We start from the raw sequence: 23,750 nt of genomic DNA, 5'->3' as shown, positions 1-23,750 counted from the left end.
CGCGGCATGGCTGACGTATCCAAATCCGACACGCCGTTGAAGGCGACGTTCAAGGTGCGGCTGAACGGCGAGACGGTGACGCTCGCGACCGTCGGCCAAGCCTACCGCTTCATCACCAATCTCAGCTCCGTCGAATGGATGGAGTTCCGCTCGCTGCATGATGACGCCGTCGTCGCGCTGGAGCGAGCCGCCGGCAACGCGATGCTGAGCATTCCCGCGACCAACGCGCTGCGTGCCCTGTTCGTCCGTTCCAAGATGCTTTGATCCGCTCGGGCGTCTCACCAAAGAAATGGGCCGCCTTGGCCCTCCCAGGCGGCCCCAGAGTCCGGCCGGAGCGCGATCAGCGCGCGGCCGTGGTGTGTACCGCCGTTACCTTGTTTGCGGCCATACGGAAACCGCCTGTACGCAAGCGCGGCCGATTCGGCTGTAGCGGCGGCACCACAATTAGGCGCCGGCATCGTCAACGAGGCGGTCATACACAAGAGCCGAACGGATATTGATGGTCGCAATCCGCAGATAGCGCGGCTCGCGCATCGCGTTGTTGAACATCAGGATCGCCGTCTTCCAGTAGGAGCGCTCGCGCTGGTCCACATTCAGCCTGGACAGATAGTCGGCGGCATCGCCGACGGTTGCGAGCGTCCGCCCGTCCTTCATGATGATCGGGAAGGCGAGCGCCGATCGCTTCTCCAGTTCCTGCACGTGAACACCCCCGAGGCAAAACGGCTACCACGGGAACAGACCTAGCTGCGCAGGCTATATCAAGTGTTAAGGGGACGTGGCGGCCCGTAGTCCCAGGCGAGGCCGCTTCAGAACGAGTCCGCCAGCGCGATCTCCGCCCGGAGCGCACTGATGCGCCGTTCCGCTTCCTCGAACGTCAGGTCGCGCGCGAACTGGTTGGGCTGATACGCCTCCTCGGCCAGGCTCCTCAGCCGGGCGGCCTGGGCGCGGGTCATCTGCGCATCGATGCGCTCGGCAACCCCGCCAAATTTCACTGCTGCCATGCTCATATTCCGCCTCGCTCGCCAACTCGTAACTTGACAATGTGTTCTATTTTTGTTCTAGCAAGCCATGGACAACAAAATCAACGAAATTCGCCGAAGGATCAGCGCTTTGCGCGCCGAAATGACGTTGGTCGAGGCTGCTGTCCGAGACCAGATCAATCGTGACGTCGATTGCACTGAGGCGTCATTGCGGCTGATGGCGATGCGGGCTGAAGTGGCTGAGCTGATCGGTCGCTGGAAAGCGGCCGGCGGCAGCGACCGCCTGCCGACGGTTCGCGAACGCTTGAGCCGAACCTATACGGATCGCATCTCCGCAGATCGCTCCTCCGCGGATCGCCCGATCGACAAGGCGAAGCCGGGCAAGGGCAAACCCGGCGCCACCCGGGGCAACGCGCGGGTCTGAACCGGTCCCGGGCGGCTGCCTGCGCCATGCCGCAGGGTTGAAACGGCGTAAGCGGGGTTTCGCGGCTGGAACCAAGCCGCGGGGATCGGCATTTTCTCGTCGTGTGGTCCGACTCCATGGCATCGTCAAATGCAATGATCGCCGATCCGACCGTGCGACCACGGGCATCAATGAATGACGACCGCAGTCCGCTGCTGACGCTGATCTCCTGCATCAGCTGCAACAGGACAATGCGGCTCGAGACCAGCTATCCCGGCACCGAAGGCAAGGACATCATTCAGTACCGATGCATGCAGTGCGGCCGCATCGAGCAGGTGCAACTGGTGCGGCGCCGCTGGCCTGCCGAGCCTTAAGGTGCCGCCGACCGCGATGGGTTGGCGTGAATTCCGGCACCTTGTTCAGACAGAATGCTCGCGGAGAGGGGACGTTGCGCCATCCGGACTGCGCTTAGCACCCGGCCTTGGCTTTCGCCCGCGGGGCATCTTCCTGACCCGCGGTTGCATCGTCCGCGGTCTCAGACGGGCTGCCAGTCAGCTTTGACAGTTCACGGCTGAGCTCGTGAATGTGAAACGGCTTACGCAAGACGGGAAAATCGGATTTCACCTGGCGCGCGCTGTTGCTGTAACCGGTGGTCAGCAGGATCGGCAATTCGGGCTTCTTGTCCCTGATCGTGCGCGCCAACTTCAAGCCATCCATCTTGCCCGGCATGACGATGTCGCTGAACACGACGTCAATCCCGTTGCTCTCGAGTTCCTGCAAGGCGCTTTCGGCACTCGACGCCCAGCGCACGGTGTAGCCGAGTTGTTCAAGCAAGCCCGTGCTCGCGTCAGCCACCGCGGGATTATCCTCGACGAGCAGGATCGTGGCGGGCTTATGCACCGGACGGTCCTCGATTTCGGGATGATCCACAATAGTCCCCCGCGGCAGATAGATGCTGACGGTAGTGCCTTCGCCAAGCGCACTCGCGATCTCGACCTTGCCGCCGGTCTGGTGGGCGAAACCGTGGACCTGGGACAGGCCGAGGCCGGTCCCTTTGCCGACAGGTTTGGTCGTGAAGAACGGATCGAAGACCCGGCCCAGCACGTCACTCGGGATGCCTTGGCCGCAATCCTTGACGCTCACGACCACCTGATCGGCGTCGGGCACGTTGCGGGCCGAGACCGTCAGCATGCCGCCTTCCGGCATCGCGTCCCTTGCATTGACCACGAGATTGATCAGCGCGGTTTCCAGTTCGCCCGGATCCACGAAGATCGGCCAGACATCCGCCTCGATTTCGACGCTCAACTGGATCTTGCTGCCAAGCGCGCTGCTCAGGACTTCGCGCACTGACGCGATCCTTTCCGCGACATCGATGGTCTGCGGATTGAGGCTTTGCCGCCGTGCGAAGGTGAGAAGCTGGTTCGTCAGCGACGCAGCCCGCTGGGAGGCGGTTTCGATCGCGCCAAGTGCCAGCCGGCCACGCTCGCTCGTCACCTCGCGCTTGATCCGGTGCAGATTGCCCAAGATGATCATCAGCAGGTTGTTGAAGTCGTGCGCGACGCCGCCGGTCAACTGGCCCAGCGCATCCATCTTCTGCGATTCCGCGAGCTGACGCTGAACCTGCTCCAGCTTCTGTTGCGCCTCGAGGCGCTCGGAGATGTCGCGGGTGATCTTGGCGAAGCCGACCAGCGTGCCATCCGCTTCGCGGATCGGATGGATCACGACGCTTGCCCAGAAGAACGAACCATCCTTGCGGACCCGCCAGCCTTCTTCCACGTAATGCCCGGTCTCTTCCGCGATCCTGAGCGCGCGCGCCGGCTTCCCGGAGGCCTGGTCGGCCGGCGTATAGAACCGCGCGAAGCTTTGGCCGATGATCTCCTCGGGCGCATAGCCCTTGATGCGCTGACCGCCGGCATTCCAGTTGGCGACGATACCGGCCGGCGTCAGCATGTAGAGCGCATAGTCGGTGACGTTGCTCACCAGCAGGCGAAACTGGTTCTCGCTGGCCTCGAGATCGGCCGCCGCCCGACGCCGCTCGGTGGTGTCGCGGATCACCATGGCGTAACCCACGTGGCGACGGTTCTCATAAATCGGATCGATCACGGCGGACACGTAGAACTTCGATCCGTCCTTGCGGACTCGCCAACCCTCGGTCGCGAAATGCTTGGTCTTGCGGGCGCTCTGCAGGTCTTTTTCGGGAGCGCCGGAAGCGCGGTCCTCAGGCAGGTAGAACAGCGAAAAATGCTTGCCGAGAATGCCCCTGGTCTTGTGCCCCGTAATACGTTGGGCGCCCTTGTTCCAGTTGATGACATGCCCGTCCAGATCGAGCATGCAGATCGCATAGTCGACGACCCCTCCAGCCAGCAGCCGGAAATTGCGCTCACTTTCGAAAATGCCGCGTTCGAGGCGTCCCGACTTTTTAACCATTATGAATCCTGCCAGCCGCCTCGCAACGCGCCCGGCATCGGCTTTGTTCCAAAAGGACAACGACTTCGACGCAATACCAAAGGCTTACTCCGACGCCGCAAAAAGTTCCAGCCCAACCGGAACTTTTGGTTCCATCGGCGATTAACTCGCTCGGCTTGCGTCGTAAATCGCGGTTAAACTGTTTTCTAGCTTGAATTGATTACGGGCAGTCACTCTTATGGTCTTGCTGGCTTTTCCGAGTCTGTGGACTTGCCGTCAGCGCGCGTAGGGAAAATTCCATGACCGATCTCGGTTCGCCGCCTCGTCCCCGCAGTGAGGCCCGCCGCGCCAATCCGCCCAACGGAAATCTCGACTCCTCTCATGATCTGCTGCAATCGCTACAGGCGATGCGCGGTGGCGATTTTTCGGTCCGCATGCGCGGCGACTATCTCGGCATCGACGGGAAGATCGCCGACGCCTTCAACGAGATCGCCGCCGCCAACGAACGGATGGCACAGCAGCTGGCGCGCGTCGGGCAGGTGGTCGGCCGCGAGGGCCAGACCCGCCAGCGCGTCAATTTCGGACTTGCCAGCGGCGCCTGGGCCGACATGGAAAGTTCGGTCAACACCCTGATCGACGACCTGCTATGGCCGACCCGCGAGGTGACGCGCGCGGTGGCGGCGGTGGCGCAGGGCGATTTGCTGCAAACCGTGCAGCTCGACGTCGAGGGAAGGCCCCTGCGCGGCGAATTTCTGCAGTCGGCGAACATCGTCAACACGATGATCAAGCAGCTCTCGGTGTTCACGTCGGAAGTGACGCGCGTGGCGCGCGAGGTCGGCACCGAGGGCAAGCTCGGCGGCCAGGCCCAGGTGCCGGAGGTGACCGGCGTCTGGAAGGACCTGACCGAGAGCGTCAACTCGATGGCCAACAATTTGACCGGCCAGGTCCGCAACATCGCCGAGGTGACGATTGCGGTCGCCAACGGCGACCTGTCGAAGAAGATCACGGTCGACGTCCGCGGCGAGATTCTGCAGCTCAAGGAAGCCATCAACACGATGGTCGATCAGCTGCGCTCGTTCGCCTCCGAAGTGACGCGCGTGGCGCGCGAGGTCGGCACCGACGGCAAGCTCGGCGGCCAGGCGATCGTGCCCGGCGTCGCGGGCACCTGGAAGGATCTGACCGACTCCGTCAACGCGATGTGCGGCAACCTGACCGCGCAGGTCCGCAACATCGCCAACGTCACCACGGCGGTGGCGCGCGGCGACCTGTCGCGCAAGATCACGGTCAACGTCAGCGGCGAGATTCTCGAGCTGAAGGACACCATCAACACCATGGTGGACCAGCTCAACGCCTTCGCCTCGGAAGTGACGCGCGTGGCGCGCGAGGTCGGCACCGAGGGCAAGCTCGGCGGCCAGGCCCAGGTGCCCGGCGTCGCCGGCACCTGGAAGGACCTCACCGACAACGTCAACTTCATGGCGTCGAACCTGACCGCGCAGGTCCGCAACATCGCCGACGTCGCGACCGCGATCGCCGGCGGCGACCTGTCGAAGAAGATCACGGTGAACGTGTCAGGCGAAATCCTTCAGCTGAAGGAAACGCTCAACACGATGGTCGACCAGCTCAACGCTTTCGCGTCCGAAGTGACGCGCGTGGCGCGCGAGGTCGGCACCGAGGGCAAGCTCGGCGGCCAGGCCAACGTGCTCGGCGTTGCCGGCACATGGAAGGACTTGACGGAAAGCGTCAACTCGATGGCGTCGAACCTGACGGCGCAGGTCCGCAACATCGCCGCGGTGACGACTGCGGTCGCCGGCGGCGACCTCTCCAAGAAGATCACGGTAGACGTGCGCGGCGAGATCTTAGAGCTCAAGGACACCATCAACACGATGGTCGACCAGCTCAACGCCTTCGCCGGCGAGGTGACGCGCGTGGCGCGCGAGGTCGGCACCGAAGGCAAGCTCGGCGGCCAGGCCAATGTGCGCGGCGTTGCCGGTACCTGGAAGGACTTGACCGAAAGCGTCAACTCGATGGCCTCGAACCTGACGGCGCAGGTCCGCAACATCGCCGAAGTCGCGACCGCCGTCGCCAAGGGCGACCTGTCGAAGAAGATCACGGTGAACGTGTCGGGCGAGATCCTTCAGCTCAAGGAAACCCTCAACACGATGGTCGACCAGCTCAACGCCTTCGCCGGCGAGGTGACGCGCGTGGCGCGCGAGGTCGGCACCGACGGCAAGCTCGGCGGCCAGGCCGAAGTGCCCGGCGTCGCCGGCACCTGGAAGGACCTCACCGACTCCGTCAATTCGATGGCCGGCAATTTGACCGGCCAGGTCCGCAACATTGCCGAGGTCGCGAGCGCCATTGCCGGCGGCGATCTATCGCGCAAGATCACCGTGAACGTGTCGGGCGAAATCCTTCAGCTGAAGGAAACCCTCAACACGATGGTCGACCAGCTCAACCGTTTCGCGGGAGAGGTGACGCGCGTGGCGCGCGAGGTCGGCACTGAAGGCCGGCTGGGCGGCCAGGCCCAGGTGCCCGGCGTCGCCGGCACCTGGAAGGACCTCACCGACAACGTCAACTCGATGGCCGGCAACCTGACCGCCCAGGTTCGCAACATCGCCGAGGTGACGACCGCCGTGGCGCGCGGCGACCTGTCGCGCAAGATCACGGTCGACGTGAAGGGCGAAATCCTCGAGCTGAAGAACACCATCAACACGATGGTCGACCAGCTCAACGGCTTTGCCGGCGAGGTGACGCGCGTGGCGCGCGAGGTCGGCACCGAGGGCAAGCTCGGCGGCCAGGCCGAAGTGCCCGGCGTCGCCGGCACCTGGAAGGACCTCACCGACAACGTCAACTTCATGGCGTCGAACCTGACGGCGCAGGTCCGCAACATCGCCGAGGTCGCGACCGCGATCGCCGGCGGCGACCTGTCGAAGAAGATCACGGTGGACGTCCGCGGCGAGATCCTGCTGCTCAAGGACACCCTGAACACGATGGTCGAGCAGCTGCGCTCGTTCGCGGCCGAAGTGACGCGCGTGGCGCGCGAGGTCGGCACCGAGGGACGGCTCGGCGGCCAGGCCGTGGTGCCCGGCGTCGGCGGCACCTGGAAGGATCTGACCGACAACGTCAATCTGCTGGCCGCGAACCTGACCACGCAGGTCCGCAACATCGCCGAAGTGACCACGGCCGTGGCGCGCGGCGACCTGTCACGCAAGATCACGGTCGACGTGAAGGGCGAGATCCTCGAGCTGAAGAATACCATCAACACGATGGTCGACCAGCTCAACGCGTTCGCCGGCGAGGTGACGCGCGTGGCGCGCGAGGTCGGCACCGAGGGCAAGCTCGGCGGCCAGGCCGAAGTGCCCGGCGTTGCCGGCACCTGGAAGGATCTCACCGATACCGTCAACGTCATGGCGGCGAACCTGACCGAGCAGGTGCGCGGCATCGTCAAGGTGGTGACCGCTGTTGCCGATGGTGACTTGAAGCAAAATCTCACCGTGAAATCGAAGGGCGAGGTGGCGGCGCTCGCCGACACCATCAACAACATGACCGAGACGCTGGCGACCTTCGCCGATCAGGTGACCAGCGTGGCGCGCGAAGTCGGCGTCGAGGGACGGCTCGGCGGTCAGGCCAACGTGCCCGGCGCGGCCGGCACGTGGAAGGACCTGACCGGCAACGTCAACCTGCTCGCCGCCAACCTGACCTCGCAGGTGCGCGCGATCGCGGAGGTGGCGACCGCCGTGACGAAGGGCGACCTGACGCGCTCGATCCAGGTCGACGTCCGCGGCGAGGTGGCGGAGCTGAAGGACAACATCAACACCATGATCGGCAACCTCCGTCTCACCACGGAGCGCAATACCGAGCAGGACTGGCTGAAGACCAATCTGGCGCGCTTCACCAACATGCTGCAGGGCCAGCGCGACCTCGCGACCGTCGGCCGCTTGCTGCTGACCGAGCTGGCGCCGCTGATCAACGCCCATATGGGCGTGATCTACCAGGTCGACAATCCCGAGAACCCGCAGCTCCGCCTGCTCGCGGCCTATGCCAACGACAGCAGCAATCCGCATCCGCAGATCGTCCAATTCGGCGAGGGACTGATCGGCCAATGCGCGCTCGACAAGCGTCAGCGCCTGGTCTCGGACATTCCCGGCGACGCCGTACCGATCAATTCGGCCCTGATGCGGATCATGCCGAAGAACCTCGTCGTGTTCCCGGTGCTGTTCGAGAACCAGGTCAAGGCCGTGATCGAGCTGTCCTCGATCTCATCCTTCACGACGTCGCAGATCACCTTCCTCGAACAGCTGACCGACAGCATCGGCATCGTGCTCAACAGCATCGAGGCGACGATGCAGACCGAGGCGCTGCTCAAGCAGTCGCAACAGCTCGCAGGCGAGCTGCAAACCCAGCAGAAGGAGCTGCAGCAGACCAACGACCAGCTCGAGCAGAAGGCGCAGCAGCTCGCCGAGCGCAACGTCGACGTCGAGCGCAAGAACCAGGAGATCGAGCAAGCCCGCCGCGCGCTGGAGGAGAAGGCGACCGAGCTGTCGCTGACCTCGAAGTACAAGTCCGAATTCCTCGCCAATATGTCGCACGAGCTGCGCACGCCGCTGAACTCGATCCTGATCCTGGGCCAGCAGCTCTCCGAAAATCCCGACGGCAACCTGACCAGCAAGCAGGTCGAATTCGCGCGCACCATTCACGGTGCCGGCACCGATCTCTTGAACCTGATCAGCGACATCCTCGATCTCTCCAAGATCGAGTCCGGTACGGTGACGGTCGACGCCGAGGAGATCCTGACATCGAGCCTGCTGGAGACCGTCGGCCGGCCGTTCCGCCACGAGGCGGAAAATCGCCATCTGTCCTTCAGCATCGATATCGACGCCAATCTCGCCCGCAGCATGGTGACCGATTCCAAACGGTTGCAGCAGGTGCTGAAGAACCTGCTCTCGAACGCGTTCAAGTTCACCGCGGAAGGCGGCGTCAGCCTGACCGTGTCGGCCGCGGTCGGCGGCTGGAGCGCGGAGCATCCGATCCTCAACACCGCGCCGGCCGTCGTCGCGTTCGAGGTGTCGGATACCGGCATCGGCATTCCGCAGGACAAGCAGAAGCTGATCTTCGAGGCGTTCCAGCAGGCGGACGCCGGCACCAGCCGCAAATATGGCGGTACCGGTCTTGGCCTTGCCATCAGCCGCGAGCTCGCGAGCCTGCTCGGCGGCGAGATCCATCTGCGCAGCGCGCCCGGCAAGGGCTCGAGCTTCACGCTCTATTTGCCGCTGAAATACGCCGGACCGTCGGTGGCGCTTCGCTCACAGGTTCAGCCTGTGCCAATACCGCACACCGCAGCACCGTCGCTGCAGACGTCGTCCGGGCAGGAGCGGGCGCTTGAGCAACTTGCCGACGACCGGCTCGATCTCGAGGCCGGCGACACCATCCTGCTGATCGTCGAGGACGATCCGCACTATGCGCGGGTCCTGATCGACCTCGCCCGCGACAAGGGCTTCAAGGTGCTGGTCGCGACCCGGGGCGCGGAGGCGCTGGACCTCGCCAAGCAATTCCAGCCGACTGCAGTGTCGCTCGACGTGTTCCTGCCGGACATGCTGGGCTGGACGGTGCTGAGCCAGCTCAAGCACAATCCGCTGACGCGGCACATCCCGGTGCAGATCATCACGCTCGACGAGGACCGGCAGCATGCGCTCGCGCGCGGCGCGTTCTCCTTCGTCAACAAGCCGACTACGACCGAAGGCGTCAGCGCGGCGCTGGCGCAGATCAAGGAATACGCCAAGCCACGCCGGAAGCGCCTCTTGATCGTCGAGGACAACGCCGCCGAGCAGCTCAGCATCAGGGAGCTGCTCGGTCACGAGGACATCGAGATCGTCACCACCGATACCGGCGCCGGGGCGCTTGCGACGTTGCGTGAAAGTCCCTGCGATTGCGTGGTGCTCGATCTGCGGCTGCCCGACATGAGCGGCTTCGACGTGCTTGACCAGATCCGCAAGGACGATGCGCTCTCCAATATTCCCGTGGTGGTATTCACGGGCCGGGAACTTTCCGCCGAGGAGGATGCGGAACTCCACACGATGGCGCGCAGCATCGTCGTCAAGGGCGTGGAATCGCCGGAGCGGCTGCTCGACGAAACGTCACTGTTCCTGCACCGTGTGATCACGGAATTGCCCCTCGAAAAACAGAGGATGCTGGAGAAGCTCAACAGCTCCGACGAGGACCTGATTGGCAAGACCGCGCTCCTGGTCGACGACGACGCCCGCAACATCTTCGCGCTGTCGAGCGTGCTCGAGCGGCGCGGTATGAAGGTGCTGACTGCGACAACGGGTCATGAAGCAATCTCGCTGGTGGAGTCCAATCCGAAGATCGCGATCGTGCTGATGGACATCATGATGCCGCAGATGGACGGTTACCAGACCATCGGTGCGATCAGGCAAAATCCCGCGTTCGCGCGGCTGCCGATCATCGCGCTGACGGCGAAGGCGATGAAGGGCGACCGCGAGAAATGCCTGGAAGCAGGCGCATCGGATTACCTGGCAAAACCCGTCAATACCGAACAGCTGCTGCTTGCGATCCGCATGTGGCTGCACCGCTGATCGGCGATCGAACATGATGGATAACGAAAAGGTCAACATCCTTCTGGTCGATGACCAACCGGCGAAGCTCCTGGCCTATGAGGTCATCCTCAAGGAGCTCGGCGAGAGTCTGGTGGCCGTCTCGTCGGGCCGCGAGGCGCTGGAATTCCTGCTCAAGAACGAGGTCGCGGTCATCCTGGTCGACGTCTGCATGCCCGAGCTCGACGGTTTCGAGCTTGCGGCGATGATCCGCGAGCATCCGCGCTTCCAGAAGACGGCGATGATCTTCATCTCGGCGATCCAGGTCAGCGATATCGACCGGTTGCGCGGCTATGAGATGGGCGCGGTCGACTACGTGCCGGTTCCCGTGGTGCCCGAAGTATTGCGTGCGAAGATCCGCGTGTTCGCCGAGCTCTACCGCAAGACCCGGCAGCTCGAGCGGCTCAATTCCGAGCTCGAAGACCGCGTGCGGGCGCGCACCGCCGAGCTCGAGCAGTCGACCGCGCGGCTGGTGCAGAGCGAACAGCGCCGCAGCATGGCGATCGCCGCAGGCAAGATGGGGTCGTGGGACTGGGACTGGGTCAACGGCGACTGGATGTGGGACGAAGGGCAGTACAAGATCTTCGGCGTCGACCCGAAATCTTTCGAGCTGACCTCCGAGAATATCCAGCGGCTATTCCATCCCGACGACGTCGAGGACCTTCGGCAAGCTTGGGCCGGCTTCGGCAATGGGCAGACCTCGTATGAAGCCGAATTCCGTGTGATGCGGCCCGATGGCGAGGTGCGCTGGTGCGTCGGCACCGCGGCTGCGACCAGCGATCACAACGGCAAGGTGGTGCGGGTGAGCGGCGTCACTGTCGACATCACCGACCGCAAGAAGGCCGAGGAGCGCCAGAACCTGTTGACGCGCGAGGTCGATCACCGCGCCAAGAATGCGCTGGCGCTGGCGCAATCAATCGTGCGGCTGACGCGCGCGCAGAACATGAACGCCTATGTCCGCGCCGTCGAGGGCCGCATCACCGCGCTGGCGCGGGTCCACACCGTGCTGTCGCTGTCGAGCTGGCAGGGCGCCGAGATCAGGCGGCTGGTGACCGAGGAGATCGCACCTTACTCCGAGGCCGGACAGATCCAGATCGACGGTGCCGAGGTGCAGTTGCAGCCCGCGACCGCACAAACGCTGGCACTGGCGCTGCATGAGCTCGTCACCAACTCGGCGAAATACGGCAGCCTGTCGGTGTTGTCGGGCCGACTTGCGATCACCTGGGACGTGCAGGACCAGATGCTGATCCTGGCCTGGGTGGAATCCGGCGGCCCCAAGGTGACCAAGCCGAAGCAAAAGGGATTTGGCACGCGAAGCGTGATCGCCAGCATCGAGACCCAGCTCGGCGGACGCGCCGATTTCGACTGGCGCAGCGAAGGCCTGATCTGCCGCCTCAGCGTTCCGCTCAAGGCCGGCGTCGCCGAGGGCGCGACCTATCGCGATATGGCGACGCCCGAGCGGCAGCCTGTGCTCAGTTCCAGGGCCGTCTAGCCACCCACTCAGCAGGAACCAAGCGTCCGACCTTCCGGTTAACGAGGTCGATCGCCGCCGTTCATGAGTTTGAGGTGCTGCCTTGGATACCCAAGCCCGAGAGCGCGGGCCGTCCGTGGAGAAGCCGCGGCTGCCGGAGCACACTTCGGAACAGAAATCCCCGCCGGACAAGGGTTCGAAACCGACGCAGGCCGCGGACGACAAGCCCTCGCTGCGCGCGCGGCTACGCGAGCATTGGATCTTGGCCGTCGCGGGTGCGGGCCTGCTGCTGATCGCGCTGATCGGCGGCGTGGCCTGGTGGCTGAACATCCGCCACTATGAATCAACCGACGATGCGTTCGTGGCAGCGCGCAGCTTCGCGGTGGCGTCAAAGGTCGGCGGCTATGTCGTCGACGTCCCCGTCACCGACAACCAGCATGTCAATACCGGCGACCTGCTGGCGCAGATCGACGAACGCGATTACAGGATCGCAATCGATCAGGCCAGCGCGCAGCTGGCGGCCGCCGAGGCCAACATCGCCAATGTCGAGGCGCAGATCGACAGCCAGCAGGAGCAGATCAAGCAGGCGAGGGCGCAGGCGCAGCAGGCCGCGGCCCAGTTGAAGTTTGCCCAGGAGGAGGCGGAGCGCGCGCAGAACCTGGTCGAGAAGGGCGCCGGTACGGTGCAGCGGCAACAGCAGACGCGCTCCGATCTCGATGCGCAGCAAGCCAACAGTATCCGTGCCAAGACCGCCGTGACCGCGGCCGAGCTCGGCGTCAGGACGCTGGAGGCGCAGCGCAAGAGCAGTCAGGCATCGCGCGAGCAGGCGAAGGCGCAGCTCGATCAGGCCAAGTTGAACCTGCAATACACCCGCGTGGTCGCCGCGCAATCCGGTCGCGTCGTCAAACTGAGCGGCGCGGTCGGCACCTACGTCGCGCCGGCCCAGAGCCTGATGATGTTCGTTCCCGACGAGGTCTGGATCACGGCCAACTACAAGGAGACGCAGCTCACGGATATGCGTCCGGGCCAGCCGGTCGAGATCAGGATCGACGCCTATCCGGCACGCAAGCTCACCGGTCATGTCGCCTCTGTCCAGCCGGGCTCCGGCACCGCGTTCAGCCTGTTGCCCGCGGAGAATGCGACCGGCAATTTCGTCAAGGTGGTGCAGCGCGTGCCGGTCAAGATCGTGGTCGACAACTGGCCGGACGACGTGCCGGTCGGACCGGGCATGTCGGTCGTGCCCTGGACCAGGGTGCGATGAGCGATGCCGCTGAGGGCGCGGGCGCGTCGTGGTCGGCGGAGCGTTCGGCCGCCGGCGGACACAATCCCTATCTGATCGCCTTCGTGGTCTCGATCGCGACCTTCATGGAGGTGCTCGACACCACGATCGCCAATGTTGCCTTGCGCCACATCGCCGGCGGGCTCGCCGTCGGCATCGACGAGAGCACTTACATCATCACGAGCTATCTGGTCGCCAATGCCGTCGTGCTGTCGATCTCGGGCTGGCTTTCGACCGTGATCGGCCGCAAGCGCTTCTACATGATCTGCGTCGCCACCTTTGCAGCGGCCTCGCTGCTGTGCGGATTTGCCTGGAGCCTGGAGGCCCTGGTCCTGTTCCGGATCATCCAGGGTCTCGGCGGCGGCGGCATGGCAACCAGCGAGCAGGCGATCTTGGCCGATTCCTTTCCGCCCGCGAAGCGCGGCCAGGCCTTTGCGATCTATGGCGTCGCGGTGGTGGTCGCGCCCGTGATCGGTCCGACACTGGGCGGCTGGATCACCGACACCTATACCTGGCACTGGATATTCCTGATCAACGTGCCGATGGGATTGCTCTCGCTGTTCCTGGTCGGCACGCTGGTGAAGGAGCCATCCGGCGCCGAAGCGGAGCGCAAGGAGCTGCTGAGCAACGGCCTGCGTGTCGACTACGTCGGGTTCGTGCTGGTTGCGGTCGGACTCGGCTCGCTCGAATTCGTGCTCGACGAGGGCCAGCGCAAGGACTGGTTCGGCTCCAACATGATCCTCGGCTTTGCATTGGCCGCCGCGTTCTGTCTGATCGCGCTGATCCCGTGGGAGCTGACGCGCAAGGACCCGATCGTCGACATCCGCCTTTTGGGACGCCGCCAGTTCGGATCGTGCTTCCTGGTGATGCTGTGCACCGGCGCCGTGCTGATCTCGTCGACGCAGCTGTTGCCGCAACTGCTGCAGACCGAACTGAACTACACCGCGCTGCTCGCGGGGCTCGCGCTATCGCCCGGCGGCATCGTCACGCTGGTGCTGATGCCGGTGGTCGGCATACTCGTCGGCCGGGTGCAGCCCAAATATCTGATTGCGATCGGCGGCGTCATCGTCGCCTATGCGATGTGGCATCTGACCGGGCTGACCGGTGACATCACCTATGGCTACGCCGCGACGGCTCGGATCTTCCTGTCCGCGGGACTTCCGTTCCTGTTCCTGCCGGTCACGACCGCGTCCTATGACGGCGTGCCGCCGGACAGGACCAACCAGGCGTCGGCGCTGATCAACGTCGCCCGCAACATCGGCGGATCGATCGGTGTTGCGCTGGCCCAGACCGCGCTCGCCCAGCGCCAGCAATTCCATCAAAGCCGGCTGGTCGAGCACGCCGCGCCCTCAGACCTCGGCTATCAGCAAACCATCGACACCATGACGCGCTACTTCCAGGCCCAGGGCTCGAACGCGTCGGATGCCGCGTCGCAGGCGATCGCCTGGGTCGGACAGACCCTGCAGCGGCAGGTCGATCTGCTCGCCTATATCGACGTATTCTGGATGCTCTCGCTGATCGGTCTTGCGATGATTCCGCTGGCTTTGATCATCAGGCCGATCGACCTGACGGCACCGCCGAAAGGACACTGAATGCCACGTTGAAGCAGACGACATTGTGACGCAAGCTTGCTACCGATTTACGATACGCTATTGACGCAGGGACCATCGCCGAAAATCGCGCGAGGAGAACGATGCCCAAAGCCAGTGTTGTCGGCGCGAGCATGTCCGTCGCGATCGCGATTGCAATGAGCAGCACGCGATCCGGCGCCGAGCCGGTGCTGAAAGGCGCGGATGCCTTCGGCGACTGGCGGCGCGACAAGCCCGGCACCGTCAGGCTGATCACGCCGCAGGATCTGCCGAAACCCGGCGCGACACCGTCCAGCAGCAATGCGTCGCGCGTCGTGACTAGGCCCGCATCGGCCGTTCCGCAGGTGCCGCCGGGATTCAAGATCGAGCTGTTTGCCGAAGGTCTGCGCGGGCCGAGGATCATCCGGGCCGCGCCGAACGGCGATATCTTTGTCGCCGAGACAAGCGGTGGCCGCATCCGCGTGCTGCGCAGTGCGGCGGGCGCCACCACGCCTGCAACGAACGAGGTCTATGCAACGGGCCTGAGCCGGCCCTTCGGGATTGCGTTCTTCCCGAACGGCGACAATCCACAATGGCTCTATATCGCCAATGCCGACAGCGTGGTGCGCTTCGCCTATCGGAACGGCGATCTCAAGGCCGCGGGCAAGCCGGAAACGGTAGTCGCCCGGCTTCCGGGCAGCTACGGTCATTCCACCCGCGACATCGTGTTCACGCCCGACGACAAGCGGATGCTGGTGTCGGTCGGATCTGCGGGCAATGCGGGCGAGGGGCTTGGCCGGCCGCCGGAGGGCATCGAGGCGTGGAGCCGCGACCGCGCGCTCGGCGCCGCCTGGGGGTCTGAAACCGACCGCGCCGCGGTGCTGGCCTTCGACCCCGACGGCAAGAACCAGAAGATGTTCGCCACCGGCATCCGCAACTGCGTCGGCCTGGCGATCCAGCCTGCAACGGAGACGCCATGGTGCTCGACCAACGAGCGCGATGGCCGCGGCGACAATCTGGTGCCGGACTATGTGACGCGAATTCGCGAAGGCGCGTTCTATGGCTGGCCGTGGTTCTACATCGGCGCCAACGAAGACCCGGCCCATGTCGGCGTGCGCCCCGACCTGAAGGACAAGGTAACGGTCCCGGACGTGCTGCTGCAGGCCCATTCAGCCTCGCTCGGCCTGACCTTCTACACCGGCAGCAACTTTCCGCCGGAGTATCGCGGCGACGGCTTCGCGGCCGAGCACGGCTCGTGGAATCGCGCCAGGCGGACCGGCTACAAGGTCGTGCGGATCAGGCTGAAGGACGACGTCCCGACCGGCGAGTACGAGGACTTCGTCACCGGCTTTGTCATTAGCGACAATGAGGTCTGGGGCCGTCCGGTCGGCGTCACCGTGGCGCGCGACGGCGCACTGCTGGTCTCGGAAGACGGCAACGGCACGATCTGGCGCATCAGCCACGAGTAGCCAATCTCCCGCCGCAGGCGCGCGCGGCCAAAATACCGAAAAACAACCCCATGCAAAGGAGCCGGCGGGCTACCCCAGCCCGTCCTTGAGGCCGTATTCCTCGTAGATGATCAGGGGATCGTGGTCGGGGAACAACCTGCATTTGGCCTGCGCAAGATGCAGAGTCACGGCACCGGCCTCACATCTGGAGGTCAGGATTTTGCGGACGTCTTCCATATGCGCGCGCGGCTGATGCTTCGACGGAAGCTGCTCGAGCGCGACCAGCGCCGTGGCCAGCGCCTCGGTGACCACCCAGTCGTCGTGTCCGGTAATTCCCTTTCTCGGCATCACCACACCTCCGTACCACCGGCGCGGCATTCTAACGCCAGATGGGTGGGGGCTGTCATCAGCCAACATCATCGCGAGGCGAGGGAATTGTTCGTTGCAGATGCGCCGAGATCGCGCATGGTGCGATGCGCAGACAACGACTAGATCAGCCGGACACCCCGCGAGCTCGCCGCGCCAGATGTTCGAGCCTTTTCTCTCTGCCTGGAGCCTCGTCCCCGACGGCACGCCGATCGTGACGCACGCCGCGCGGCTGTTGCCGGTCCGACGCCACGGCGAAGCGGCGATGCTGAAAGTGTCCACCGAGGAAGACGAGCGCCTCGGTGGCATCGTGATGGCATGGTGGGACGGCGAGGGGGCGGCCCGCGTTTTGGCCCGCGACGGCGCCGCACTGCTGCTGGAGCGTGCCACAGGGCGCGCCTCCCTCAGCGAGATGGCGCGGACAGGGCGGGATGACGAGGCCTGCAGGATCCTGTGCGCGACGGCCGCCCGCCTTCATGCCCCCAGGGCAACGCCACGGCCGGACCTGACGCCGCTCAAGCTGTGGTTTCGCGAGCTCTGGCCTGCTGCCAGATCCCATGGTGGCATCCTGCGCCGCTCGGCTGAAATCGCGGAAGCCCTGCTTGGCGACCAGCGCGAGATCGTGGTCCTGCACGGCGATCTGCACCACGACAACGTGCTCGACTTCGGCGCCCGCGGCTGGCTCGCGATCGATCCAAAGCACCTCGTGGGCGAGCGCAGCTTCGACTTTGCCAATATCTTCACCAATCCCGACCTTGCCGACCCGACACGTCCGGTCGCGACTGAACCGGGCCGCTTTGCACGCCGTCTCGATGTCGTCGTAGAGGCTTCGCAGCTCGACCGCAGGCGCCTGCTGTCATGGATCGTCGCGTGGACCGGGCTGTCGGCGACGTGGTTTCTCGGCGACGGCGATCCGCTGGCCGAGATCGACCTTGCGATCGCAAAACTAGCGGCTGCCGAGCTCGACCTGATGGGGGGCTGAGACGGGCCGCGATTACGCCGCCACCGCGTTGGCCCCGGTCAGTGACACGCTGAGGATCCGCCACTTCGACGTGTCGAAGAAGTAGGTCGCCTTGATGTGCGCGGAAGCGGAATCCGGCGCCTGAATCACCGTGTGGAATTTCCGCGTCCCATCGCTCAGCGAAATCCGGAATGTCTGCATCGTCGAATCCTCCCAGCCGCCGCATGCTGCGGCAGCGAGCGTTAAGCTTTGGTTGCTTGCGGGCGAGCGATCGGCTGGACGGCAGGGTGCGTTGCCGTCAGCCCTTGCGGGCCACGATGTAGAGGCGGTTGTCGTTGCCTTTCGTTGCGTGGCATTCCGTGGCGACAATATCGAAGCCTGCGGCTGACAGAAGCTGGCTGAGCTCCGCTGCGCGAAACACACCGGCATAGGGCGCCTTCCCGATCGCACGCATTGCCGGGAGCACGGCAAGCCGGATCAGAGGGTTCATATCCCCGACACAGGGCGTCTTGGAAATGAACAGCCCCTGCGGTGCAAGGAGGGCGTGGACGCAACGCAGCGTGCCGGGCAGATCGCGGACCAGATGGAGATAGTTGAAACCGAGAACAGCACTGAACGGCGCGGCACCCGGCGGGAATGCTTCGGCCGTCGCGGCGCGGAAGACGAGGCCGGCGACAGGGCCGGCGGCATGCTTCTCCTCGGCGATCGCGATCATGGCCGCGGAGATGTCCGTCGCGAGATAACTCTGGACACTGCCCGCCAGCCGAAGTGCGGTCGTTCCTGTGCCGCAGCCCAGCTCCAGCACCTTGTCGCTCGGCTTCAGAAGCGCGTGGGTCCGCTCGAGCGTGCGCTCATATTCGGCTTGATCTGCAACCGGACGTGCCGCGTATCTCCGCGCCGACCTGTCCCAGAAACGAGCGTCGTTCTCCATGGTCATGACGGGCTGTTGCTCCTCGGATGCGCTTGTTGTGTCGTTCGGCACCAAGAACCGTCGGCGGCGAGACCCACTTCCGCGGGGCGGATCAGTCCCCGCATTGCGTTCCATGCCGGCCTACGGTAAGCGACGGGCATACGTGAAGTCGGAAGGGTGGCCGAGTGGTTTAAGGCACCGGTCTTGAAAACCGGCGTGCCCGCAAGGGTACCGTGGGTTCGAATCCCACCCCTTCCGCCAGTCAAGGCCAAAAAACCAATATTTTCAATATCGTGTGGTTTCTACTCACCAAAAGCTACTAACCAACACCGTAGCTTGCGCTTGGGGAGCCAAGGTCTAACTACCTAGACGGAACAAATAGCGAACGATATAGTGCGTGTCGAATCTGCGGAGTAACGTGCATGCTGGCAACGAATCCACTCGAAGCTGTGCAAGGAAATACTCCATTGGCAGGTGCAAAATTTTTTGATGAACGAACCGATCAATCGGAAACCAAAGCGAGGATCATCCAGAAATACTTCTACGCGTGGGCAAAAGTAATTATTCCCACGACGAAGCAACACGGCGGAAAGATCGCTTACATCGACCTCTATGCTGGACCGGGCCGATACAAAGATGGCGCAGCCTCGACACCGCTGTTGGTTTTAGAACACGCCATCAATGACAAGGATATGTGTTCGATGCTGGTGACGTTGTTCAACGACGCCAGTAAGGACCACTCCTCAAATCTTCAGCAGGAAATCAACGCGCTGCCGGGCATTGAGAAGCTGAAATTCAAACCGGACGTTCAGTGCAACGAAGTCGGAGCGGACGCAGAGAAATTCTTTGCCGAACGGAACATAATTCCGTCGTTCACCTTTGTTGATCCGTTTGGTTACAAGGGCCTTTCGCTGAAGATTGTGAATGGCGTTATCAAGGATTGGGGATGCGACTGCGTATTTTTCTTCAATTATGGACGCATCAATGCCGGGCTATCGAACGATAAAGTGAAACAACATATGGATGCGCTGTTCGGTGTGGAACGTGCAGACAATTTGCGAAAGAAGATCGAAGGAAAATCGCCGGATGCGCGTGAGACGCTAATCCTTGAAGAGCTATCACAGGCGATCAAAGGCATGGGCGGAAAATTCGTGCTTCCGTTTCGTTTCAAGCGTGGCGCGCGAACGTCGCATAGTTTGATCTTCGTATCGAAGGCCTTCAAAGGCTATGAAATCATGAAGGGGATTATGGCGGGCGAAAGCTCGACTGAGGATCAGGGCGTTGCTTCTTTCGCCTACTCCCCGGCAGACGCTTCCACACCTCTGTTGTTCTCGCTATTGCAACCGTTCGACAAGCTACTAGCGGATTTGCCCAAGGTGTTTTCAGGCAAGACTTTAACGATGCGCCAGATTTACGAAAATCATTCCGTTGATACCCCGTACACCGACAAGAATTACAAAGAGGCTCTTCGACAACTTGAGGCAGCAGGAGTGATCACAGCTGATCCACCAGCAGCGAAGCGACCCAAACGGGCGGGCTCGGTCACCTTCGCAGACCACGTAAAGGTTACGTTCAAGTAGGAATGCTGCGATGGCCACCAACTCACCAATCGAATGGACAGAAGCGACATGGAATCCGGTGGCAGGGTGCACGATCCTGTCACCGGGTTGCACCAATTGCTATGCGATGCGACTTGCTAGGCGATTGGAGGCCATGGGACAACCAAAGTACGCGGGCACAACGCGCGTTTCTGGTGGACGCGCCAAATGGAACGGCAAGATCGTTCTAGACGACGCTGCCTTGAACATACCGCTGAAATGGAAGACCCCCAAAGTTATCTTCGTCAATTCGATGTCGGACTTGTTCCACGAGAACGTGCCGCTGGAGTTCATCGGCAAAGTTTTCGATGTGATGCAACGTGCTCGACACCACACGTTTCAAATTTTGACCAAACGTGCAGAACGGCTCGCTAGCGTTGCGAAGCAGCTGCCCTGGCCGAATAACGTCTGGATGGGCGTAAGCGTTGAAAACGGCGAGTATACCGATCGAATTGACCATCTGCGTTCGACACCGGCATTCATTAAGTTCCTGAGCCTCGAACCGTTGCTTGGTCCGCTTGAGAACCTCGATCTTGAAGGCATCGACTGGGCTATTGCGGGTGGCGAAAGCGGGCCAGCCGCGCGCCCGATGAACCCGGATTGGGTGCGATCGATTCGGGATCAATGCGTAGACGCGGGCGTCGCCTTCCATTTTAAGCAGTGGGGTGGAGTGCAAAAGAAGCAAACCGGTCGGGTGTTGGACGGGCGAACGTGGGATCAACTTCCAACCGCGAAGGCATCCGCGACTTTGGCTTGAGCTAAGTTTTCACGCCAAATGGTCAGTAGTGCTGGTGAGCGGTGAAAAATCTCGAATGGTTGCAATTCAGATTGCGGATGATGTTTCCGCCTTCCGAAACGTAGCGGATTGAGCCCAATGTCCATGCTCAGTCCGGCTCAACCCGTGGGCTCGGTGTAGTAGGTGCTCGCGTCAAATTTGAATTTGGCATCGATCATTTCGAGATAGGCAGGCGCTATTTCTTTGCCGATCGCGCCCAATCCCTCGACCATCCAGTGGAAATGATCGTCGAGTAACTTCCAATTCTTGTCCCACGTCTCGTTTTTCGGTGTGTCTTTGCGGCGCATGAACGGGACGAGCCGGTGGATCATCCAGTTCGTTTCCGTCGCACGGTTCACAAACATGGGGTCGCTGTTCTTATTCGGGCCAGATACCAAGCTCACATCCAATTTGTGCTCCACGAGCAGCTTATGAGATTCGCTAAACAGCGTAAAAAGGCCCCTGTGGGCCTCCGTATTGAACATCCCATCCACTTTGACCAGAAGTTTGATTGTCTCGTTTTTTAGGCCGGATTTTGATCCGATGATCTTTTCACGGATTTGGTTCTCGATCGTTCGGCGGTTCTTGATCGCCGTCTTATTGTCCTCGTCCGTCCAAGGCTTATCATCTGGCAAACCCTTCCATCCGAACAGGGTTGCGAAATCTGCCATATTGTTCGCAGCGGCACAGAGGATGAACGTCTGATCTTTGATGCTACGCTGAATGATATAGCCCTGCAACGGGTAGGCGTTACTGGCGCAAACATCCGAAGCGCGCACGCTCCGGAAAATGGTTAGGTACATCAGCACGCACGTCGCGTAATTCGCTTCGGCCTGCGGCCAACCCTTCTCGTTATTCAGCTCGATTTGCTCCAACAGCGTCTGGCCGAAAAAGTCCAGAAAGCAGTCCGTCAGGATGCGGGAGCCACGATAAGTGCTGTTGAATACCGCTCCGATTTCTTCTTCTTTATCGACAACGGGCGCGAAATACTTGCCGCCGTACACGCCTTCATGGCCAAACGCCTCGAACAGCATCGTCTGCCGACGCTTTATTTCCTCGACCTTGACGGCTTCCGCTTTGGCTACTTCTACCATTTCCCAGCGCATCCCGCTTCATTGCCCATTCAGATGCCATGTTATAGTCGTCCTACCCTTGGCCTAACCCAACGGCGTGGCTGCGACAGTTCGGAGCAAGGCGTCCTTCAGGCTATCCCTTAGATCTGGCGTGTTTTGCCACCTTAAAATCCGCCGCGTCTGCACATCAAACGGCACGGCATCTAACGATCGCGAAATGAGAATAGTCTGCTTTCCTAATGCGTGGGCAATTCCGAGTTCGTAGAAGACGTTCGGATTTCGCGTTTCCACGTTCGCGATCACGATCCTAGCCTTAACCATGAGACGAACGATGTGGCCGAGAATGTCACCGGTGGCATTATCTTCGTCGCCTCGAAGGCACCGAAATCCGGCATTAGTGCAAACATCCTTGATGGTATCGAAAGCATCTCGCTCTTCTTCTGCAAACGGCGTCAAGACGAATATCAACGTGTCGTCCATGACAAGGTCCCGTGTGCCCAAATTGAATGAGCGGAGAAACTCGTTCGGCGGCTGCAACCGCTCAGCGGAATCCTGGGACTTTGCATTCTGCGCAGCAATCAGCAGATGGTTTGCATCGCGCCATCGCTCGGGCGTCGCCGTCATTTCTCTATTCAGCTTCGCAATTTGAGGCTCGTAGGACTCTCTCATTGAGGAGAGTACCGCTCGCTGATACTCAGCCGCGTACCGTGACTCCTTATTTTTAGATACTATCCAAGTCATAGCGGCGAGTATTAAGACCATGATCAGCATGAAAAGCGCCGAACCGATCAACATAAACCAGAACTGGTTGTTCGTGACAGTCAAGTCCACTGGATGGCTCCAACGTTCAGCGCGCCCCAGACGGCAACGATCGAAACGACATAGGCAAGAATTACCAACAGGAACATCATAGCGAACTTATTCAGCGTGAAAGCCATATCTGATTTTTTGGCTAGAACGGTGCAGAGCATAAGGACCATGATCGAGAGCAGTAGAACGACGAACATTTCCCTGACGGTTCCAGTGTGAATCGTTGACGGAGGCTTTGCGTAGAGGATGGCAGCTCCGAAAGAGAAAGATAGGAAAGCGATATCGATAGGGAACGCCAATATTGCCTTAGCAACATCTACAGGCTTTACTTGCTGTTCGATAAAAAGCTTGAATAGAAGCTTCAGCACCATGACAGTCCCCGGAAACGCCAAATCCCACATTTACTCCCCCCGGCCAAGCACCCGCAAAAGTACAATTCCTGCGCTATCTATCGTAAATGTTCGATTTGAACAAACGCCACTTTCAGCTAACGACGTCTCGGGGCCGAGCGGTGCCCGATCCTTCTATCACCAGCATCGATCTGATTGCCTGCGATTAAGATAACGGCGATCATCTGAGCGCCCTTCAGCACGAGCGGGCCAAATCACGTCATTGCTCTCAATCGTTCTCGTGGGCGACTTCAATTCCTGCCCCATTCCGAGCCAAAACTGGGACGAGGTGTCCGCCCCTCGTCGAGGCTCCAAGCGCTATCCCGATGGCCTGCATGGCTAATCAATTTGGTGAGTGGACGAATTTCATGAGCGGCGGCAACGCTCCGGGAGGAGGGCGCGTCCGCTATTCAAGACAAACCCCGGGGCGCGCTGTGTACATCCGACAGCGCGCCCCGGGCATGAACCGGCAATGGAGAAGCGACCAAACCTTTGCCGGGCCATTCAACGTTTGTCGGGAGACGCGAACGCGAGCAGGGATCGCATGTGGCCGGCATGCAGATCGATTTTGGCTTCGTCGCCGTGCTTCGACAGCAGTTCGCGCATGTATTCGAGATGCGATTTACCGGCTTCCCGGTCGTCATTGTGGCTAAGCAGTTTCGTTGCCATGGGTAAGTTGCCTTCTGTTGTTCGGACGATGAAACA

Annotated in this window: 21 protein-coding genes and 1 tRNA gene; 12 read left to right on the top strand and 10 right to left on the bottom strand. The window is 62.0% G+C overall.

Features of this window, described 5'->3' with window-relative positions:
- Positions 1-6: 6 nt before the first annotated feature.
- Positions 7-264 (top strand): hypothetical protein, encoded by a 258-nt coding sequence (locus J6500_RS00380; protein WP_225710691.1) that lies wholly within the window; start codon positions 7-9, stop codon positions 262-264.
- A gap of 180 nt (positions 265-444) precedes the next feature.
- Here J6500_RS00380 and J6500_RS00375 read toward each other — a convergent pair whose 3' ends face one another.
- Both J6500_RS00375 and J6500_RS00370 read right to left on the bottom strand, forming a co-directional pair.
- Positions 445-699, bottom strand: coding sequence for a hypothetical protein (locus J6500_RS00375; protein ID WP_225710690.1), 255 nt, complete (start codon positions 697-699; stop codon positions 445-447).
- A gap of 107 nt (positions 700-806) precedes the next feature.
- Positions 807-1,001, bottom strand: coding sequence for a DUF3072 domain-containing protein (locus J6500_RS00370; protein ID WP_225710689.1), 195 nt, complete (start codon positions 999-1,001; stop codon positions 807-809).
- 67 nt (positions 1,002-1,068) lie between these two features.
- Between J6500_RS00370 and J6500_RS00365 the strand changes: the two genes are divergently transcribed.
- Both J6500_RS00365 and J6500_RS00360 read left to right on the top strand, forming a co-directional pair.
- Positions 1,069-1,404: a hypothetical protein gene (locus J6500_RS00365; protein WP_225711060.1), complete on the top strand. Its 336-nt coding sequence runs from the start codon at positions 1,069-1,071 to the stop codon at positions 1,402-1,404.
- Between the two features lie 170 nt (positions 1,405-1,574).
- Positions 1,575-1,757 carry a hypothetical protein gene (locus tag J6500_RS00360; RefSeq protein WP_225710688.1) on the top strand — a complete coding sequence of 61 codons (183 nt, stop codon included), beginning with the start codon at positions 1,575-1,577 and terminating at the stop codon, positions 1,755-1,757.
- A 94-nt stretch (positions 1,758-1,851) separates the two neighbouring features.
- Here the strand turns inward: J6500_RS00360 and J6500_RS00355 are convergent, their stop codons facing one another.
- Positions 1,852-3,810, bottom strand: a complete 1,959-nt coding sequence (locus tag J6500_RS00355; protein ID WP_225710687.1) for a hybrid sensor histidine kinase/response regulator — start codon at positions 3,808-3,810, stop codon at positions 1,852-1,854.
- A gap of 278 nt (positions 3,811-4,088) precedes the next feature.
- On the opposite strand from J6500_RS00355, the gene J6500_RS00350 reads away from it, so the two are divergent.
- From J6500_RS00350 to J6500_RS00330, 5 genes are all read left to right on the top strand, one after another.
- Positions 4,089-10,379, top strand: coding sequence for a HAMP domain-containing protein (locus J6500_RS00350; RefSeq protein WP_376707739.1), 6,291 nt, complete (start codon positions 4,089-4,091; stop codon positions 10,377-10,379).
- A gap of 16 nt (positions 10,380-10,395) precedes the next feature.
- The gene (locus J6500_RS00345; protein ID WP_225711044.1) at positions 10,396-11,889 is read left to right on the top strand and encodes a sensor histidine kinase; all 1,494 of its coding nucleotides are present in this window, start codon (positions 10,396-10,398) and stop codon (positions 11,887-11,889) included.
- 82 nt (positions 11,890-11,971) lie between these two features.
- Complete coding sequence (locus J6500_RS00340) at positions 11,972-13,129, top strand: HlyD family secretion protein (protein WP_225710686.1); 1,158 nt, start codon at positions 11,972-11,974, stop codon at positions 13,127-13,129.
- Entirely contained in the window at positions 13,126-14,739 is a 1,614-nt protein-coding gene (locus tag J6500_RS00335; RefSeq protein ID WP_225710685.1) for a DHA2 family efflux MFS transporter permease subunit, read from the top strand. Before J6500_RS00340 ends, J6500_RS00335 begins: the two co-directional genes overlap by 4 nt.
- A 131-nt stretch (positions 14,740-14,870) precedes the next feature.
- Positions 14,871-16,184 carry a PQQ-dependent sugar dehydrogenase gene (locus J6500_RS00330; RefSeq protein WP_376707742.1) on the top strand — a complete coding sequence of 438 codons (1,314 nt, stop codon included), beginning with the start codon at positions 14,871-14,873 and terminating at the stop codon, positions 16,182-16,184.
- Positions 16,185-16,253: 69 nt separating this feature from the next.
- Here the strand turns inward: J6500_RS00330 and J6500_RS00325 are convergent, their stop codons facing one another.
- Positions 16,254-16,511 carry a hypothetical protein gene (locus tag J6500_RS00325; RefSeq protein ID WP_225710683.1) on the bottom strand — a complete coding sequence of 86 codons (258 nt, stop codon included), beginning with the start codon at positions 16,509-16,511 and terminating at the stop codon, positions 16,254-16,256.
- Between the two features lie 178 nt (positions 16,512-16,689).
- Between J6500_RS00325 and J6500_RS00320 the strand changes: the two genes are divergently transcribed.
- Entirely contained in the window at positions 16,690-17,511 is an 822-nt protein-coding gene (locus J6500_RS00320; protein WP_225710682.1) for an aminoglycoside phosphotransferase family protein, read from the top strand.
- 12 nt (positions 17,512-17,523) lie between these two features.
- On the opposite strand, the gene J6500_RS00315 is transcribed toward J6500_RS00320, so the two are convergent.
- Both J6500_RS00315 and J6500_RS00310 read right to left on the bottom strand, forming a co-directional pair.
- Positions 17,524-17,691, bottom strand: a complete 168-nt coding sequence (locus J6500_RS00315; protein ID WP_225710681.1) for a hypothetical protein — start codon at positions 17,689-17,691, stop codon at positions 17,524-17,526.
- 97 nt (positions 17,692-17,788) lie between these two features.
- On the bottom strand, positions 17,789-18,427 hold the full coding sequence (locus J6500_RS00310; protein WP_225710680.1) for a class I SAM-dependent methyltransferase: 639 nt from the start codon (positions 18,425-18,427) through the stop codon (positions 17,789-17,791).
- 144 nt (positions 18,428-18,571) lie between these two features.
- Here J6500_RS00310 and J6500_RS00305 point away from each other — a divergent pair.
- From J6500_RS00305 to J6500_RS00295, 3 genes are all read left to right on the top strand, one after another.
- Positions 18,572-18,661: transfer RNA gene (locus J6500_RS00305), tRNA-Ser, on the top strand.
- A 161-nt stretch (positions 18,662-18,822) separates the two neighbouring features.
- On the top strand, positions 18,823-19,980 hold the full coding sequence (locus tag J6500_RS00300; protein ID WP_225710679.1) for a three-Cys-motif partner protein TcmP: 1,158 nt from the start codon (positions 18,823-18,825) through the stop codon (positions 19,978-19,980).
- A gap of 10 nt (positions 19,981-19,990) precedes the next feature.
- Positions 19,991-20,755 (top strand): DUF5131 family protein, encoded by a 765-nt coding sequence (locus tag J6500_RS00295; RefSeq protein WP_225710678.1) that lies wholly within the window; start codon positions 19,991-19,993, stop codon positions 20,753-20,755.
- A 137-nt stretch (positions 20,756-20,892) separates the two neighbouring features.
- On the opposite strand, the gene J6500_RS00290 is transcribed toward J6500_RS00295, so the two are convergent.
- From J6500_RS00290 to J6500_RS00275, 4 genes are all read right to left on the bottom strand, one after another.
- Entirely contained in the window at positions 20,893-21,879 is a 987-nt protein-coding gene (locus tag J6500_RS00290) for a hypothetical protein (RefSeq protein WP_225710677.1), read from the bottom strand.
- Between the two features lie 51 nt (positions 21,880-21,930).
- Positions 21,931-22,677, bottom strand: coding sequence for a hypothetical protein (locus J6500_RS00285; RefSeq protein ID WP_225710676.1), 747 nt, complete (start codon positions 22,675-22,677; stop codon positions 21,931-21,933).
- The gene (locus J6500_RS00280) at positions 22,668-23,027 is read right to left on the bottom strand and encodes a hypothetical protein (protein ID WP_225710675.1); all 360 of its coding nucleotides are present in this window, start codon (positions 23,025-23,027) and stop codon (positions 22,668-22,670) included. Before J6500_RS00280 ends, J6500_RS00285 begins: the two co-directional genes overlap by 10 nt.
- Positions 23,028-23,549: 522 nt before the next feature.
- Entirely contained in the window at positions 23,550-23,714 is a 165-nt protein-coding gene (locus J6500_RS00275; RefSeq protein ID WP_225710674.1) for a hypothetical protein, read from the bottom strand.
- Positions 23,715-23,750 lie beyond the last annotated feature (36 nt).

The organism is Bradyrhizobium semiaridum, assembly GCF_020329505.1.
Taxonomy (GTDB): Bacteria; Pseudomonadota; Alphaproteobacteria; order Rhizobiales; family Xanthobacteraceae; genus Bradyrhizobium; species Bradyrhizobium semiaridum.
This window is presented reverse-complemented; position numbering and strand designations above follow the sequence as displayed.